The organism is Variovorax sp. FW301-JW7, from assembly GCF_058788795.1.
Window position 1 is genome coordinate 1 of the sequence record NZ_JBYTBC010000022.1, and the last position, 15,475, is coordinate 15,475.

General features: G+C 70.3%; 11 protein-coding genes. All 11 read left to right on the top strand.

Translation table 11 applies throughout. The features are described 5' to 3' along the window. The first annotated feature begins 145 nt into the window (after positions 1-145). Positions 146-2,065 carry a protein kinase domain-containing protein gene (locus AC3WQM_RS30800; RefSeq protein WP_492683703.1) on the top strand — a complete coding sequence of 640 codons (1,920 nt, stop codon included), beginning with the start codon at positions 146-148 and terminating at the stop codon, positions 2,063-2,065. Positions 2,066-2,126: 61 nt separating this feature from the next. Then, positions 2,127-3,710, top strand: coding sequence for a murein transglycosylase A (mltA, locus tag AC3WQM_RS30805; protein ID WP_492683704.1), 1,584 nt, complete (start codon positions 2,127-2,129; stop codon positions 3,708-3,710). Between the two features lie 29 nt (positions 3,711-3,739). Continuing rightward, the gene (locus AC3WQM_RS30810; RefSeq protein ID WP_492683705.1) at positions 3,740-4,489 is read left to right on the top strand and encodes a hypothetical protein; all 750 of its coding nucleotides are present in this window, start codon (positions 3,740-3,742) and stop codon (positions 4,487-4,489) included. A gap of 27 nt (positions 4,490-4,516) precedes the next feature. Next, complete coding sequence (locus AC3WQM_RS30815) at positions 4,517-5,647, top strand: hypothetical protein (RefSeq protein WP_492683706.1); 1,131 nt, start codon at positions 4,517-4,519, stop codon at positions 5,645-5,647. Positions 5,648-5,805: 158 nt separating this feature from the next. Then, positions 5,806-7,788 carry a caspase family protein gene (locus AC3WQM_RS30820; RefSeq protein ID WP_492683707.1) on the top strand — a complete coding sequence of 661 codons (1,983 nt, stop codon included), beginning with the start codon at positions 5,806-5,808 and terminating at the stop codon, positions 7,786-7,788. A 30-nt stretch (positions 7,789-7,818) separates the two neighbouring features. Further along, entirely contained in the window at positions 7,819-8,364 is a 546-nt protein-coding gene (locus tag AC3WQM_RS30825) for a type VI secretion system tube protein Hcp (protein ID WP_492683708.1), read from the top strand. Positions 8,365-8,386: 22 nt separating this feature from the next. Next, entirely contained in the window at positions 8,387-9,220 is an 834-nt protein-coding gene (locus tag AC3WQM_RS30830; RefSeq protein ID WP_492683709.1) for a type VI secretion system accessory protein TagJ, read from the top strand. Next, the gene (gene tssE, locus AC3WQM_RS30835; protein ID WP_492683710.1) at positions 9,213-9,737 is read left to right on the top strand and encodes a type VI secretion system baseplate subunit TssE; all 525 of its coding nucleotides are present in this window, start codon (positions 9,213-9,215) and stop codon (positions 9,735-9,737) included. Before AC3WQM_RS30830 ends, tssE begins: the two co-directional genes overlap by 8 nt. A 9-nt stretch (positions 9,738-9,746) precedes the next feature. Further along, on the top strand, positions 9,747-11,639 hold the full coding sequence (gene tssF / locus AC3WQM_RS30840; RefSeq protein WP_489062719.1) for a type VI secretion system baseplate subunit TssF: 1,893 nt from the start codon (positions 9,747-9,749) through the stop codon (positions 11,637-11,639). Beyond that, entirely contained in the window at positions 11,615-12,724 is a 1,110-nt protein-coding gene (gene tssG / locus AC3WQM_RS30845) for a type VI secretion system baseplate subunit TssG (RefSeq protein ID WP_492683711.1), read from the top strand. The genes tssF and tssG overlap by 25 nt, the downstream gene beginning before the upstream one ends. Positions 12,725-12,743: 19 nt before the next feature. Beyond that, positions 12,744-15,473, top strand: a complete 2,730-nt coding sequence (gene tssH / locus AC3WQM_RS30850) for a type VI secretion system ATPase TssH (protein ID WP_492683712.1) — start codon at positions 12,744-12,746, stop codon at positions 15,471-15,473. Positions 15,474-15,475 lie beyond the last annotated feature (2 nt).

Consider the following 15,475-nt stretch of genomic DNA (forward strand, 5'->3'; position numbering starts at 1 on the left):
GAAGCGGAGGGACGCAGACAGCAGGGTCGCCTTTCTTTTGCCTACGTTTCTTTGGCGAAGCAAAGAAAAGTAGGTCGGCCGCCGGGCCGAGACCCGGCCCCGGAAAGCAAACCCAAAACGGCGTTCACCTAGCAGGAGCAGGTCAATGACCGACAACGCCCTTCCCCCGGAAGACGACCGCACCCGAGTCGTCTCACGCACGCCCACAACCGAAGCTGACACAGGCGGAGCCACCGTCATCACCGCCGGCGGCTTCACCACAGCCTCAGGCACCCCCGTCACCAGCCCAGCAACCGCAACCCACGACGCAGGCCTCCTCCCCGTAGGCAGCCGCCTAGCCGAATTCGAAGTCACCCGAGTCGTAGGCCAAGGCGGCTTCGGCGTCGTCTACGAAGCCTGGGACCACACGCTGGAGCGCGTAGTAGCCATCAAGGAATACCTGCCGACATCGCTCTCCACAAGACAGCAAGACGGCACCGTAGTCCCCTTGTCAGAAAGACACAGAGAAACCTTCGACCTCGGCATGCGCAGCTTCATCAACGAAGCCCGCCTCCTCGCCCAGTTCGACCATCCCTCGCTCCTCAAGGTCTACCGCTTCTGGCAAGAAAAGGGCACCACCTACATGGTCATGCCCTTCTACAAGGGCGACACCCTGCGAGAGGCACTCGTAGCCATCCCCGCAGGCGTCGACGAAGCCTGGCTCACCCGCATCATGGACGGCGTCACCCAAGCCCTTGCGGTGATGCACAACGCCCACTGCTACCACCGCGACATCGCCCCCGACAACATCATCCTGCTCGAAGGCTCCGGCCGCCCCGTGGTGCTCGACTTCGGCGCCGCGCGCCGCGTGATCACCGACAAGACGCAGGCGATCACCGTCATCCTCAAGCCCGGCTACGCGCCCATCGAGCAGTACGCCGAGATGCCCGACATGTCGCAGGGCGCATGGACCGACGTCTACGCGCTCGCCGCCGTGATGCACGTCGCCGTGTGCGGGCGCGCACCGCCGCCCTCGGTGGCGCGGCTGCTGTCCGACAGCTACGTGCCGCTGGCGGGCAACGACATCCTGCGCCAGCGCTACAGCGACCGGCTGCTCGCGGCGATCGATGCGGGCCTGGGTGTGCGGCCCGAGGCGCGGCCGCAGTCGATGGCGGAGCTGCGCGCGGCATTGGGCCTGGAAGTCGGCCACAGCATCGCGCCCACGCCGCGCACCGTGCCGCCGTCGGGTGCGCGAAGCAGCAGTCAATCAGGTGCCGATGCACCGACCGTGATCGGCACGGCCCACATGCCCAAGCCCATCGCCGCCAAGGCACCTGCCGCGAACAACAACAGCAAGGGCAGCGGCAGCAGCAACAAGGCCGTCCTCGGTGCCGTCGCCGCCGCCGTGCTGGTCGCCGCAGCGGGCGGCGGATGGTGGTTCCTTGGCCGCTCGGGCGGCGAAGGCGATGCCGGCAAGACGGCGCAAACCGCCACGCCCGCGCCACCCCCCGACACCCCCACCCAGGTCGCCGAGGCCCCACCGCCACCTCCACCACCGCCGCCTCCGAAACCACGCACCCCCGCCGAATCGCTGCAGTCGCTCGCGGCAGGCGCCGCCCCGGGCTTCGAAGTCACGGCCACGCCGAAGAAGGCCGAGGTCGCCATCGGCAAGGACAAGCTGGCCTTCGAGGTGCGCAGCAAGCGCGACGGTTTCGTCTACGTGTTCCTGCTGTCCAGCGGCGGCGAGATGTTCCTGCTGTTCCCGAACCTGCTCGACAAGTACAACAAGATCACCGCCAACGCCGCGCTGGCGCTGCCGCGCGCCTCCTGGCCGATGGACGCCGGCGGGCCGGCCGGCACCAACCAGTTCGCGGTGCTCGTGAGCGAGCACGAGCGCGACTTCGGCGCCTCGGGCGTGCAGAACGAAGGCGTGTTCCCGCAGTTCCCGCTGCCGGTGCTCGCGGCACTCGAAGCCACGCGCGGCACGGGGCCGTCACCGCTGTTGGGCAAACCGGTCTGCGCGCCGGGCGCCCCGCCGTGCAACGACGTCTATGGCGTCGCGAATTTCAAAATCGTCGAGAAGTAATCGTCTGTAGAGCGTCGGCCGCTTTCGGCCCCCATTCCACGACCACGACCAGGAGACTTTCATGCACACGTCACCGTCGCCGCACTTCGCGCTTCCCCTTTGCCGAACGGCCGCCGTGGTCGCGCTGGTGCTGCTGGCCGCCTGCGCCAACACGCCGCCGTCCGCCACGGGCACGGCCGCCACCACGCTCACCACGACCGACACGGCACCCGCCGCGTCGCGGCCCACCGGCGGCAGCGTGGCCGGGCAGGCGCGCACCTTCTCGACCCAGCTCGCCACCTACACCTCGGTCGGCTTCGATGCCGTGCCGGGCTGGGCGCGCGACGACTTCTCGGAAAGCTGGCCGGCGTTTCTCGGCAGCTGCAAGGTGCTCAACGGCCGCGGCGCCGAGTGGAAGGACGTGTGCGACCGCGCACTGAAGGTCGACGGCAAGAGCACGCAGGCCATTCGCGGCTTCTTCGAGAGCGAGTTCTCGGCGTACCAGATCCGCGACGACGACCGCAAGCCCGACGGCGTGGTCACCGGCTACTTCGAGCCCGAGATCGCCGGCAGCCGCACCTACGTCGCGCCGTTCATCTACCCGGTCTACGGCCAGCCCGAGGACATGCTGTTCGTCGATGCGCGCAAGCTCCCGGCCGGCAGCGGCACGGTGGCCGCGAAGGTCGAAGGCCGCAACGTGATCGTGCAGACCGGCCTGAGCACGCGCGACATGGGCGCGCCGGGCCTGTACGCGCTCGACCTGTCCGCCATCACCCGCGACACGCTCGACCGCAAGGTGCGCCTGCGCATCGACGGCAAGCGCCTGCTGCCGTACTACACGCGCGAAGAGATCGAGACCAAGGGCGCGCCCAACGCCAAGGTGCTGGCCTTCGTGAGCAGCGCCACCGCGCTGTACGAGATGCAGATCCAGGGTTCGGGCCGCATCAAGCTGCCCAGCGGCGAGATCGTGCGCGTGGCCTACGCCGAGCAGAACGGCCAGCCCTTCCGCCCGACCATCGCGCAGGCCGCCAACGGCAAGCCGCGCAGCGCCGTGAAGGTGCGCGGCGGCTCGCTCGAACTGACGCTGGACGACGGCGACGACGAAGACACGGGCGCCGTCGACAACAGCGTGATCCGCACGCGCGGTTTCACGCTGGCGCGGCCCACGGCCAGCGGTGCGGTGGTGGTGCCGGGCCGTCGCACGGCCGGCGCGGTGACCGGCTCCGGCATCAAGGACCCGAGCTACGTGTTCTTCAAGGAATCGACCTCGCCCGCGGGCGGCCCGGTGGGCGCCTTCGGCGTGCCGCTGTCGGCCGGCCGCTCGATCGCGGTCGATCCGCGCAGCACGCCGCTGGGCTACCCGGTGTTCGTGTCGACACGCACGCCCGGCAGCGGCGCACCCATGCAGCGCCTGACCATCGCGCAGGACACCGGCGGCGCCATCCGCGGCGCGGTGCGGGCCGACTACTTTTTCGGCAACGGCCAGCAGGCCGCCACCAATGCACGCCGCATGAAGGAGCGCGGGCAGCTGTGGATTCTTCTGCCGCGCGGCCTGGCCGTGGCGCAGGCGGCGGTGTCGGGGGCGATCCGCACGCGCGGTGGGCCGGCCGGCGCCAATCTGCCGCAGTGCCTCGTGCCGACCGAAGGCGTCTGCGTCGACGACTGACCTCTTTTCTTTCGACCCCTTGGCCCTTCATGCAGGAAACCCTCTCGTCCGCGGAAAGCTCTGAACTCGTCCGCCTCTGGCGGCGCCGGCAGACGCTGTCCTCGGACGACATGGGCACCATGTACCGCATCGTGGGCGAGGCGCTCGTGGCCTGCAACCCGCCCGAGCTGCAAGTGCTGGGCGAGGGGCGGCAGGAGTTGGTGGCGCAGTTCATCTACGTGAAGGTGCTGCGGCTCGATGCCGACCCCGACGAGTCGGAGGAGCGCGCCGGCCACAGCGCGCCGTCTACCGCCTTCGCGCTGTGCGCGTACTTCCGCCGCTACCTCATCGACTGCACGCGCGCCAGTTCGTTTCGCCGCAAGGTCTCCATCGGCGACCAGATCACCGAGGCCCAGCTCGAAGACGAGCTCGGGCCGGGCGAAGACCTCGACGGTTGCCTGGCCGAGCACGGCCTCAGCGCGCAGGCCGTGCAGCTGGCGGCGCGCACCTTCATCGCCGGGCTGCCCGAGCCCGAGCGCATCCTGCTGTGCGAGGGCTTCGGGCAGGAGGCCGAGGGCGGGCTGTCGGGCGTGGCCTCGCGCCATGCCATCGCCTCCTACCACTACCGGGCCGGCCGGCTGGGCCTCGTGCACAAGCGCGAAGGGCTGGGCGCCGGCTATGCGCAAACCCGCATCGGCAGCTGGATCGGCCAGACCCTGGGCATCGCCATCGAGGCCGACAACATGGCGGCGATCCTGCAGGTTTTCAAAATCCTCGGGGCTGAAGCGTCTTATGTCTGAAGACATAGCCATTCAGGAACAGACGCCATGACCACCGACCTCTGGCCCCCGCTCAGCGTGATCCGCCATGCGTTCGAAACCGGCGCGCCGCCCAACGATGCGCCGCCGGACGCCGCACCCGTCGCGATGCCGCACGGCAGCGGCGCGGGCGCGCCCGGGGTGTCGGACCTGCTGCTCCCTTTGACCGAATTGGCCCGGCGCCGCGAGGCTGTCGCCCGGCGCGCCTTCACCGCGCGCTGGGCGCCGGGCCGCCTCGTGAGCGTGGTGCACGACGGGCGCCTGCTCGGCGTGCTGCTCGACCGCTGCATCCACGGCGACCTCTGGCAGGGCTGGATGGCCGCCGGCGAGCCCGACTGGGCCTCCGACTTCGACGTGCTGCTGGAGCCCGACGACGAGCCCTTCGAGCCGATGTTCGGCGTGGTCCAGGCGTGGAACATGCTCACGCTCGAACCCAGCCCGCAGCTGGCCGCGCGCGTGCTCGGCGAGGTGTCGGCCACGCGGCTGGCCGCGATCCGCGCGGTGCACGACGAATGGGCCGCGCACGCGGCGTCCGCCATTGCACCGGAGCCGGGGCGCATTGCGCTGCGCGCCGTGGGCGGTGCGTTCTCGGTGCTGTCGGGCACGCCGCTCGGCCCGCAAGACCCGCGCACCGATTACCAGGCGCTGTACCGCGATGCCGGCCTGCAACTGGGCCGTGCGCTGGCGCAACCACAGGACGAGGCTCCGGCGGCCGCGCCGCCGCCATCGCCCGCCCGGCCGCTACCGCGGCCCGAGGACGGCTGGTGGGGCAGCATCCGCCGCTGGTTCGGTGCCGAGGGCTGGGTGCGCCCGGCCTTCGCGGCGGTGGCGCTGTTCGCGGTGATCCAGAACGTGGGGCTGATCGGCGGGCGCGGCACCGCCGAAGACGACGAGGTGCGTTTCCGCTCGGTGCCCACGGCGCCGGTCGCGGCGCAGGCCAACCTGGTCGTGCGCTGGAACGACGGCGTGCGCATCGACGAGGCCGATCGCCTGCTGCGCACGATGTCGGCCGAAGTGGTCGGCGGGCCGGGGCCCAATGGCGTCTGGCGCCTGCGCGTGGCCGATCCGGTCGGCGGTTTGTCGGTGCTCGCGACGTCGCCGTTGGTTGCGTCGGCTGGACCGGCTTCGGAACAGCCATGACACGTGCCGCGCGGCCCCCGTCTGTCTCCCTCCCCTTCCGGGGGAGGGCAGGGGTGGGGGCAAGCGGCGTATCCATCGGGCGCTCTGCCTGCCCCCATCCCAACCTTCCCCCGGAAGGGGAAGGAGCAATGCAGGGGTACTTTCTGCGAGCGTTGCTGATGGCGTTGCTGCTCATCTGCACCAGCACCGCCTTCGCCACCCCACGCGCCCTGCTCGTCGGCGTCTCCGAACTCGTCAACCAGCCGCAAACCCTGTGGCTGCAAGCGCCGCGCAACGACGTCACGCTGATGCGCGACGCACTCCTCAAGCAGGGCTTCGCCGCCACCGACATCGCCGTGCTGGCCGACGGCGTGCCCGGTGCTGCGCTGCCCGAGGCTCAGGCCATCCACGCCGCGCTCGGCCGCCTGCTCGCGCAATCGAAGAGCGGCGACTTCGTGCTGCTGTACTTCTCGGGCCACGGCACGCGCTGGCGCGACACCACCAAGCGCTACCAGGAGCCCGACGGCCTGGCTGAGAACTTTCTTGCGCGCGACGTGCGCGGCGCCATCGGGGCCGACAGCGCCCTCGCAGGCGGCGTGCGCGATGTCGACTTCGACGCCTGGGTGCAGGCCTTCCTCGCGCGCGACGTGTTCGTGTGGTCGGTGTTCGACACCTGCGCCGCCACCTCGATGACGCGCGGCGCCGCAGCCGCCGCCGTGCCCGCCACCGCCGAAGGCCCGCCCGACGACGAGGTGCGCTGGCGTGGCCTGCGCGCCGCGCAGCTGCGCGCAGGCCCGCCACCGGCCGCCGCATCGCCCGCGACGCCGCCCGCCGTCGCCCGCGTGGCGCGCGCCCGCTACGTCGCTTTCTACGCCTCCGAAAGCCACCAGATCACGCCCGAGCTGCGCCTGCCGCGCCAGAGCCGCGCGGCGCGCCCGCAGGGCCTCCTGACCTGGGCCGTGGCCGGTGCGCTGGAGCGCAAGCCCGCCACCTGGCGCGCGCTGTTCGACGGCGTGCTCGCGCTCTATCCGCCGGTGATCGACGAACTCGCCCAGCGCTTCCCCACACGCGAGCTGCCCTCGCCGGTGGCCGAAGGCAACCTCGATGGCCGACTGTTCGCCAACAGCGTGGCCGCGGCCTCGACCCAGCCGGTCTGGCGCGCGCAGCGCAGCGGCGACATGCTCACCGTGCCCGCCGGCCAGATCGACGGCCTGCAGCCGCGCCAGACGCTGCGCGTGCTGGCCACGCGCGAGGACGGCACCGTGCGCAGCGCGCAGGCCACGCTGGTGCAGGCCGAGTTCGACAGTGCGCGCCTGCCGGTGCCAGAGGCGCTGCGGGCCCTGTCGGGTGCGGCGACCTGGAGCGTCTCGCCGCTGGCGCCGCCGCCCGCGATCGCGCTGCGCGTGCGCAGCGACAGCGGCCAGCCGCCACCGCGCCTGAACCTCGACTACCCGGCCTCGGTGCTCGCGGCCGACGCAGACAGCACCGCCGACGTGCGCTGGACCGATCTGGGCGCCGGCGGCCAGCGCCTCGAGCTGCTCGCGCCGTCGCTCGGTGGCAATGCCGTTGGCCGCGCCGAGCTGCTGCCCGACAGCACCGCCGTGCAGCGGCGCCTCGAGGCGCTGGCCCGGCTCAAGTGGTGGAACCAGCTGCAGGCATTGGGTGCGGGCGCTGACGACACGCCGCTCGACGGCTTCGACGCCGTGCTCGAAATCTGGAACGGCGACCGCTTGGTGCGCAGCGAACCCGCGCGCCGCGCCGCCGGCCCGGCGCTGGCGCTGCGCCCCGGCGAGCGCGCGGCGCTGCAGGTGCGCAACACCAGCGGCCACTCGGTCGACCTCGTGGTGGCCGGGCTCGATGCGCAGGGCGGCCTGCGCGCCGTGTACCCCGACGACCCCGGCGACAGCAACCGCTTCGAGCGCGGCACGCGCGAGGCGCCCGCCGCCAAGCGCTTCGATCTGCCCTGGTTCGCCGGCGCCGGTGCGCGCCTGTATGTGTTTGCCATGCCCGCCACGCCGCAGAGCGCACCGCGCCTGTTCGGCTCGGGCGTGGCCGAATCGCCGATGGCCGAGCTGCGGCTGCGCGGCCAGCCGAATCCTCAGAAGCGGCCGTTGTTCGCCGCCATGGTGTCCTGGTCGGCCGGGGACGCGCCCGTGCGCTGATGACCGGAATTTTTTCTCAAGGAGATTGCAATGAGTCTGTCCGCTGAAGGCATCCTGGACCCCGACGAGCTGCTGCGCATGCTCGACCTGCTCGCGGGCGAGACCGCCAACGACTTCATGATGTCGATCGACAGCCGCGGCACCAAGGTCAAGGGCGAGTCGGAGCGCGGCATCGAGTTCATCGACATCGGCGGCTACTGCCACCAGATGGAAGTGGCCGCGCCGCCCGGTTCCACCAAGGGCAAGGTGCGCATCTTCCCGCTGGTGGTGGTGCGCGAGTGCGACGCCGCCACCGCCTCGATCTCGAGCCTGCTCGCGAGCCAGGAAGACAAGCTCGAGGTGTCGATCTTCGTCTACCGCGCCAGCGGCGACCACATGGTGTCCGACCCCTTCCTCGAGATCGTGCTGACCGATGCGCGCGTGATCAGCCAGGCCATCCTCACCGGCGGGCGTCCGCGCCAGCCGCGCGAGGTCACGGTGTTCGCCGGTCGCAAGGTCGAGATCAAGTCGGCCGCGCAGCAGCACTCCGGCCTGCGCGGCGCGGTGCGCACCGCCACCATCACCGCCACCCAGTGACGACCTTCACGGAGCCCTCACCATGACCACCGCTTCCGCCGCGCTGCTCCAGTCCGCCGACCCGTCCGGCGCCCTCCAGGCCCTGAGCGACGAGGTGCGCGCCAAGCCCGCCGACGCCAAATTGCGCGTCTTCATGGCGCAGCTGCTGTGCGTGCTCGGGCAGTGGGAGCGCGCGCTCAACCAGCTCACCGTCGCGGCCGAGCTCGACGCGCTCGCCGTGCCCATGAAGCAGGTGTACGGCGAGGCCGTGCGCTGCGAAGGCCTGCGCGCCGAGGTGTTTGCCGGCACGCGCACGCCGATGATCTTCGGCCAGCCCGACGAATGGCTGGCACTGCTCATCGAATCGCTGCTGCGACAAGGCCGCGGCGAGAGCGGGCTGGCCGAAGACCTGCGCCAGCGCGCCTTCGACGGCGCACCCGCCATCGCCGGCACGATCGACGGCGCGCCCTTCGAATGGCTGGCCGATGCCGACATGCGCCTGGGCCCCGTGCTCGAGGCCTTCGTCAACGGCAAGTACTACTGGATTCCCTACGCGCGCCTGGCGCACATCAAGATCGAGCCGCCCGAAGACCTGCGCGACTGCGTCTGGATGCCCGCGCACCTGCAGTTCGAGAACGGCGGCGAGACGCTGGCGCTCATTCCCACGCGCTACGAAGGCACCGAGGCGCAGGACGACGGCGCGCTGCGCCTGGCGCGCAAGACCGACTGGCGCGAGCTGCGCCCCGAGGTCTGGGCCGGCTACGGCCAGCGCGTGCTCGGCAGCGATGCCGGCGAGTACGCGCTGATGGACGTGCGCGAGATCCTCTTCACGCCCGCCGCCGCCGAAGGTGGTGAAGAAAGCAGCGGCGGTGGCTGATGCCAACGCGCCGGCCGCGCAGGAGCGGCTGCAGCCCTCGCTGCTCGACCGGCTCGTCGACCACGCGCCCGATGAAAAGCGCGAGGGCGACGACAAGCGCACGCTGACCAAGCAGGCGCTGCGCCAGGCCGTGCTGCGCGACCTGAGCTGGCTGTTCAATGCCACCGGTTTCGGTCTGCAGATGGACGACCGCCAGTACCCCAATGCCGCGCGCTCCGTCATCAATTACGGATTGCCTATGCTGTCTGGCCAGTTCACCTCGTCGGTGCAGCGTGTCAGCATGGAACAGGCTTTGAAGAACGCAATCCTGCAGTTCGAGCCACGCATCCTGTCCCGCACTCTCGAAGTGGAACTCGTCATGGAAGGCTCGGCATTGGACTCCCACAACAGCATCGGCCTGCAGATCCGCGGCATGCTCTGGGCGCAACCCGTGCCGCTGGAGTTCCTGATGCGCAGCCGTGTCGACCTGGAAGAAGGCCGCATCGAGATCGAGGACGTTTCACAAAGCCCGAGATAAGTCCCCCGCATGGACCCCCGGCTGCTCACTCTCTACGAACAGGAACTGCGCTACTTCCGCGAAAGCGCCTCCGAGTTCGCGCGCGCCTTTCCGAAGATCGCGCACCGCCTGGGCATCGAGGGGCAGGAGGTCGCCGACCCGTATGTCGAGCGGCTGATCGAGGCCACGGCCTTCCTGTCGGCGCGCGTCAACCTCAAGCTCGATGCCGAGTACCCGCGCTTCACCGGGCACCTGCTCGACATCGTCTACCCGAACTTCCTGGCGCCCACGCCAGCGATGGCCGTGGTGAGCTTTGCGCCCGACCCCGACGACGCCAACCTGGCCATCGGCCCCACGCTGCCGCGCGGCAGCGGCCTGCGCGCGCGCCAGGCCGTGGGCCAGAACACGCACTGCGAGTTCCGCACCGCGAGCGCGCTGCGCCTGTGGCCCATCGAAGTGCAGCGCGCGCAGTACTTCACCTACGCGCCCGACCTGCCGCTGGGCACGCACCCGCAGGCGCGCAGCATCCGCGGCGGCCTGCGCATCGGCCTGCGCGCCACGGCGGGGCTGAACTTCAGCCAGCTCGCGCTCGACGACCTGATGCTGCACTTCGGCGGCAGCGAAGACGTGGCCTGGCAGCTGCACGAATGCGCGCTCGGCCAGCCCGTGGGCGTGATGGTGCGTCCGCTCGCGCCCTCGGGCGCGCTGCAGGGCGAGGCGCGCAGCCTGCCGCCGTCGGCGATCCAGGCCGTGGGCTTCGAGGACGACGAGGCGCTGCTGCCCGTCACCGCCACCGGCTTCTCGGGCTTCCGGCTGCTGCAGGAGTACTTCGCCTTTGCGCCGCGCTTCCAGTTCGCGCGCATCGCGGGCCTGCAGCCGCTGCTCGCCGCCATGCCCGTCACCGACATCGAGATCGTGCTGCTGTTCTCGCGCGGCGATGCGGCGCTCGAAAAGCTGGTCGGCACCGACAACGTGCAGCTGCACTGCGTGCCGGCCGTCAACCTGTTCAGCCGGCGCCTGGACCGCGTGCCGCTGACCGAAGGCGTGAGCCAGTTCCACCTGCTGCCCGACCGCACGCGACCGCAGGACTTCGAGGTGCACACCGTCACCGAGGTCATCGGCCACGGCGCGCCGGGCACCGACAGCGCGGCGGTCGAGCAGGCGTTCCGCCCGTTCTACTCGGCCTTCCACGGCGCGCGCCACAACCACCCGGCCTACTTCACGACCACGCGCGAGCCGCGCATGCTGTCGGTGCGCCAGCGCACCGAAGGGCATCGCAGCAGCCACATCGGCTCCGAGGTTTACCTGCAGATCGTCGATCCGCAGCAGGCGCCGTACCCGGCCGCGCTGCGCCAGCTCGCGGTGACGGCGCTGTGCACCAACCGCGACCTGCCGCTGCTGCTGCCGATGGGGCGCGACAACGATTTCGACTGCGTCGAGTCCTTCCCCGTGCAGCGCGCGCGCATGGTGCGCGGACCCTCGCGCCCGGTGTCGCCGGTCGTGAGCCAGGGGCTGGGCTGGCGCGTCATCGACCACCTGGCACTCAACTACCTCTCGCTGTCCGACAGCACGCCCGAGCAGGGCGCGGCGGCACTGCGCGAGACGCTCATGCTCTATGCCGTGCATGCCGACGAGATGCGCCAGGGCCAGGTGCGCGGGCTCTTGTCGGTCAAGAGCCAGCCGGTGGCGCGCCGCCTGCCGATGAAAGGGCCGATCGCCTTCGGGCGCGGGCTCGAGGTGACGCTCGAGGTCGACAAGGACGCCTTCCACGGCCACAGCGTGTTCCTGTTCGGCGCCGTGCTCGCGCGCTACCTGTCGCGGCATGTCGAGGTGAACCATTTCGTCGAGACCGTGCTGCGCCTGTCGGGCAAGGGCGAGCTGATGCGCTGGAGGCCGCTGTGCGGGACGCGCCAGATCCTGTAGCGCGCGTCCATCCGGCGGCCCCCGATGTCGGTGCGCGCGCGCGTGTCGATGCCGCGGTGCAGGCCTGGTCGAGCGATCCCTGGGCGTACGACTACTTCGCGGTGATGCGCCGGCTCGAATCGATTGCGAAGACCACGCCGCGCTGGGGCCGCGCGCTGCTGCCCAGTGCCGAGCCGGTGCGCGTGGGGCAGGAGCCGTCGCTGTCGTTCGCGCCCGCCAGCTTCAGCCGCTTCGAGCGCGCGACCGAGGCCTCGCCGCCGCGCCTGCGCCAGCACTTCTTCGGCTACATCGGCCCCAACGGTCCGCTGCCGGTGCACCTGAGCGACTTCATCCGCGAGCGCAGCCTGAACCATGGCGACCCGACCTGGCTGGCTTTTCTCGACAGCTTTTCGCACCGCTTCTCGCTGCATTTCTACCGCGCGTGGGCACAGGCCCGGCCCGCCGTGGCGCTCGACCGGCCGGGCGAAGACCGCTTCCGCCTGCAGGTCGGTGCGCTCGTCGGCATCGGCACGCCGGGGCGCATCGGGCGCGACGAGATCCATGACGACGCGCGGCTGCACTTCTCGGGCTGGCTCGCGCGCCGCGTGCACAACGTGGAGGGCGTGGCGTCGGTGCTGTGCAGCTACTTCGGCGTGCCGGTGACGCTGGAGCGCTGGGTCGGCCACTGGATGCGCGTGCCCACGGACGAGGTCACGCGGCTGGGGCAGGGCGAGAGTTCGCGTTCGATGGGCATGGGCGCGATGCTCGGCACGCGCGCCTGGGACCGCCAGCACCGCGTGCGCCTGCACCTGGGGCCGCTCACGCTCGACCAGTACCGCATGTTCCTGCCCATCGGACCGGCACGCCCCGTGCTGCAGCGCTGGATGCAGCAGCTGCTGGGCGACGAACTCGAATGGGACGCCGAGCTGGTGCTCGAGAAGGCCCAGGTGCCACCCACCCGGCTCGGCCAGCGCGAGGGCAACGCGCCGCGCCTGGGCTGGGCCTCGTGGCTCGGCACGACACCCCGCGCGCGCGACGCGGCCGACGTGCGCATTGCGCGCCGTTCGGCCCCGGCGTTTCAAACCACCTCCTCGCCAATCGTCTAGATGAGATACGGAGTCCTCCATGAGTGAAATCAGCCGCACCGCCCTCTTCGGCAAACTCAACTCGCTGGCCTACAAGGCCATCGAGGGCGCCACCGTCTTCTGCAAGATGCGCGGCAATCCGTACGTGGAGCTGGAGCACTGGTTCGCCCAGCTGCTGCAGGCGCAGGACTCCGACCTGCACCGCGTGATCCAGCACTACGGGCTCGACGTGTCGGTGATCGCCAAGGACATGACGGCCGCGCTCGACCGCCTGCCACGCGGCGCCACCGCCATCAGCGATTTTTCGCCGCACATCGAGAACGCCATCGAGCGCGCCTGGACCTACGCCACGCTGCAGTTCGGCGAGGCGCAGGTGCGCACCGGCTACATCCTGGTCGGCATGCTGAAAACGCAGAGCTTGCGCAACCCGCTGTTCGGCTTGTCGAAGCAGTTCGAGAAGATCAAGGTCGAAGACCTGGCCGACAACTTCCCCAAGATTTGCGACGCCTCGCCTGAAGCGCAGATGCGTGCCCAGGACGGCACCGGCATGGGCAGCGGCGCACCCGGCGAAGACTCGGGCGCCATGGCGCCGGCCGCCATGGGCAAGGGCGATGCCCTCAAGAAATTTGCTGTCGACCTCACGGAGAAAGCCAAGAAGGGAGAGATGGATCCGGTGACCGGGCGGGACGAGGAAATCCGCCAGATCGTCGACATCCTCATGCGCCGCCGCCAGAACAACCCGCTGCTGACGGGTGAGGCGGGTGTGGGCAAGACCGCGGTGGTGGAAGGCTTCGCGCAGCGCCTGGCGCGCGGCGATGTGCCGCCGCAGCTCAAGGACGTGAAGCTGCTCACGCTCGACATCGGCCTCTTGCAGGCGGGTGCGAGCATGAAGGGCGAGTTCGAGCAGCGCCTGCGCCAGGTGATCGACGAGGTGCAGAGTTCGCCCACGCCGATCATCCTGTTCATCGACGAGATCCACACGCTCGTGGGTGCGGGCGGCGCGGCCGGCACCGGCGACGCGGCCAACCTGCTCAAGCCGGCGCTGGCGCGCGGCAACCTGCGCACCATCGGCGCCACCACCTGGGCCGAGTACAAGAAGTACATCGAGAAAGACCCGGCGCTCACGCGGCGCTTCCAGGTCGTGCAGGTGCCCGAGCCCGACGAGACCAAGGCCATCCTGATGCTGCGCGGCGTGGCCAGCGTGCTCGAGAAGCACCACCGCGTGCAGCTGCTCGACGAGGCGATCGAGGCGGCCGTGAAGCTCTCGCACCGCTACATTCCCGCGCGCCAGCTGCCTGACAAGGCCGTGAGCCTGCTCGACACCGCTTGCGCGCGCGTGGCTGTGAGCCAGCACGCCACGCCGCCTGAAGTCGAAGACTGCATGCGCCGCATCGAAGGGCTCACGGTCGAGCAGGAGATCATCGGCCGCGAGGCCACCATCGGCATCGACGTGACCAAGCGCTCGGCGCAGGTGGAAGCACTGTTGGTCGAATCGAAGCTGCAGCTCGAAGGGCTGAATGCGCGCTGGCAGGAAGAGAAGGGGCTGGTCGATCGGCTGCTCGAACTGCGCGCGAAGCTGCGGGCGGGGAACAAGCCGGTGGATGCGGCGCCGGCCGATGGCGATGCGAACGCCGCCGTGCCCCCACCCCAGCCCTCCCCCAGCGGGGGAGGGAGCGAAGACAGGGCCGCGTTGCTGGCCGAGCTGCACGAACTGCAGGCAAAGATCCACGCGGTGCAGGGCGAGTCGCCGCTGATCCTGCCGTCGGTCGACGAGCAGGCCGTGGCCTCGGTGGTCGCCGACTGGACCGGCATTCCCGTCGGCCGCATGGTCAAGAACGAAGTCGAAGCGGTGCTCAAGCTCGCCGACACGCTGAATCAGCGCGTCATCGGCCAGAAGCACGGCCTGGAGATGATCGCGCGCCGCATCCAGACCTCGCGCGCACGGTTGGACAACCCGCAGAAACCCATCGGCGTCTTCATGCTCTGCGGCACCTCGGGCGTCGGCAAGACCGAGACCGCATTGGCGCTGGCCGAGGCCCTGTACGGCGGTGAGCAGAACATCATCACCATCAACATGAGCGAGTTCCAGGAGGCGCACACCGTCTCCACGCTCAAGGGCGCGCCCCCCGGCTACGTGGGCTACGGCGAGGGCGGCATCCTGACCGAGGCCGTGCGCCGCCGGCCCTACAGCGTGGTGCTGCTCGACGAAGTGGAAAAAGCCCACCCCGACGTGCACGAGATCTTCTTCCAGGTCTTCGACAAGGGCTGGATGGAAGACGGCGAGGGCCGCATGATCGATTTCAAGAACACGATCATCCTGCTGACCACCAACGCGGGCAGCGAGTTGGTGATGAGCATGTGCCGCGACCCCGAGCTGCTGCCCGATTCGAACGCGCTGGCCGATGCGCTCAAGGCGCCGCTCATGAAGGTGTTCCCGCCCGCGCTGCTGGGCCGCATCGTCACCATTCCCTACTACCCGCTGTCGCCCGAGATGATGAAGAAGATCGTGCGGCTGCAGCTGGGCCGCATCAAGAAGCGCGTGGAAACGAACCACGGCGTGCCCTTCGAATACACCGAGGCGGTGATCGAGCAGGTGGTCGCGCGCTGCCAGGACCCGGAGTCGGGCGGGCGCGTGATCGACGCGATCCTCACCAACACCGTGCTGCCCACGATTTCCGTCGAGTACCTGCAACGCCTGGCCTCCGGCGGCGAGATCCGCCGCGTGGCGCTGGACGTGAAGGACGCGGACTTCACCTACGCGTTCGACTGAGA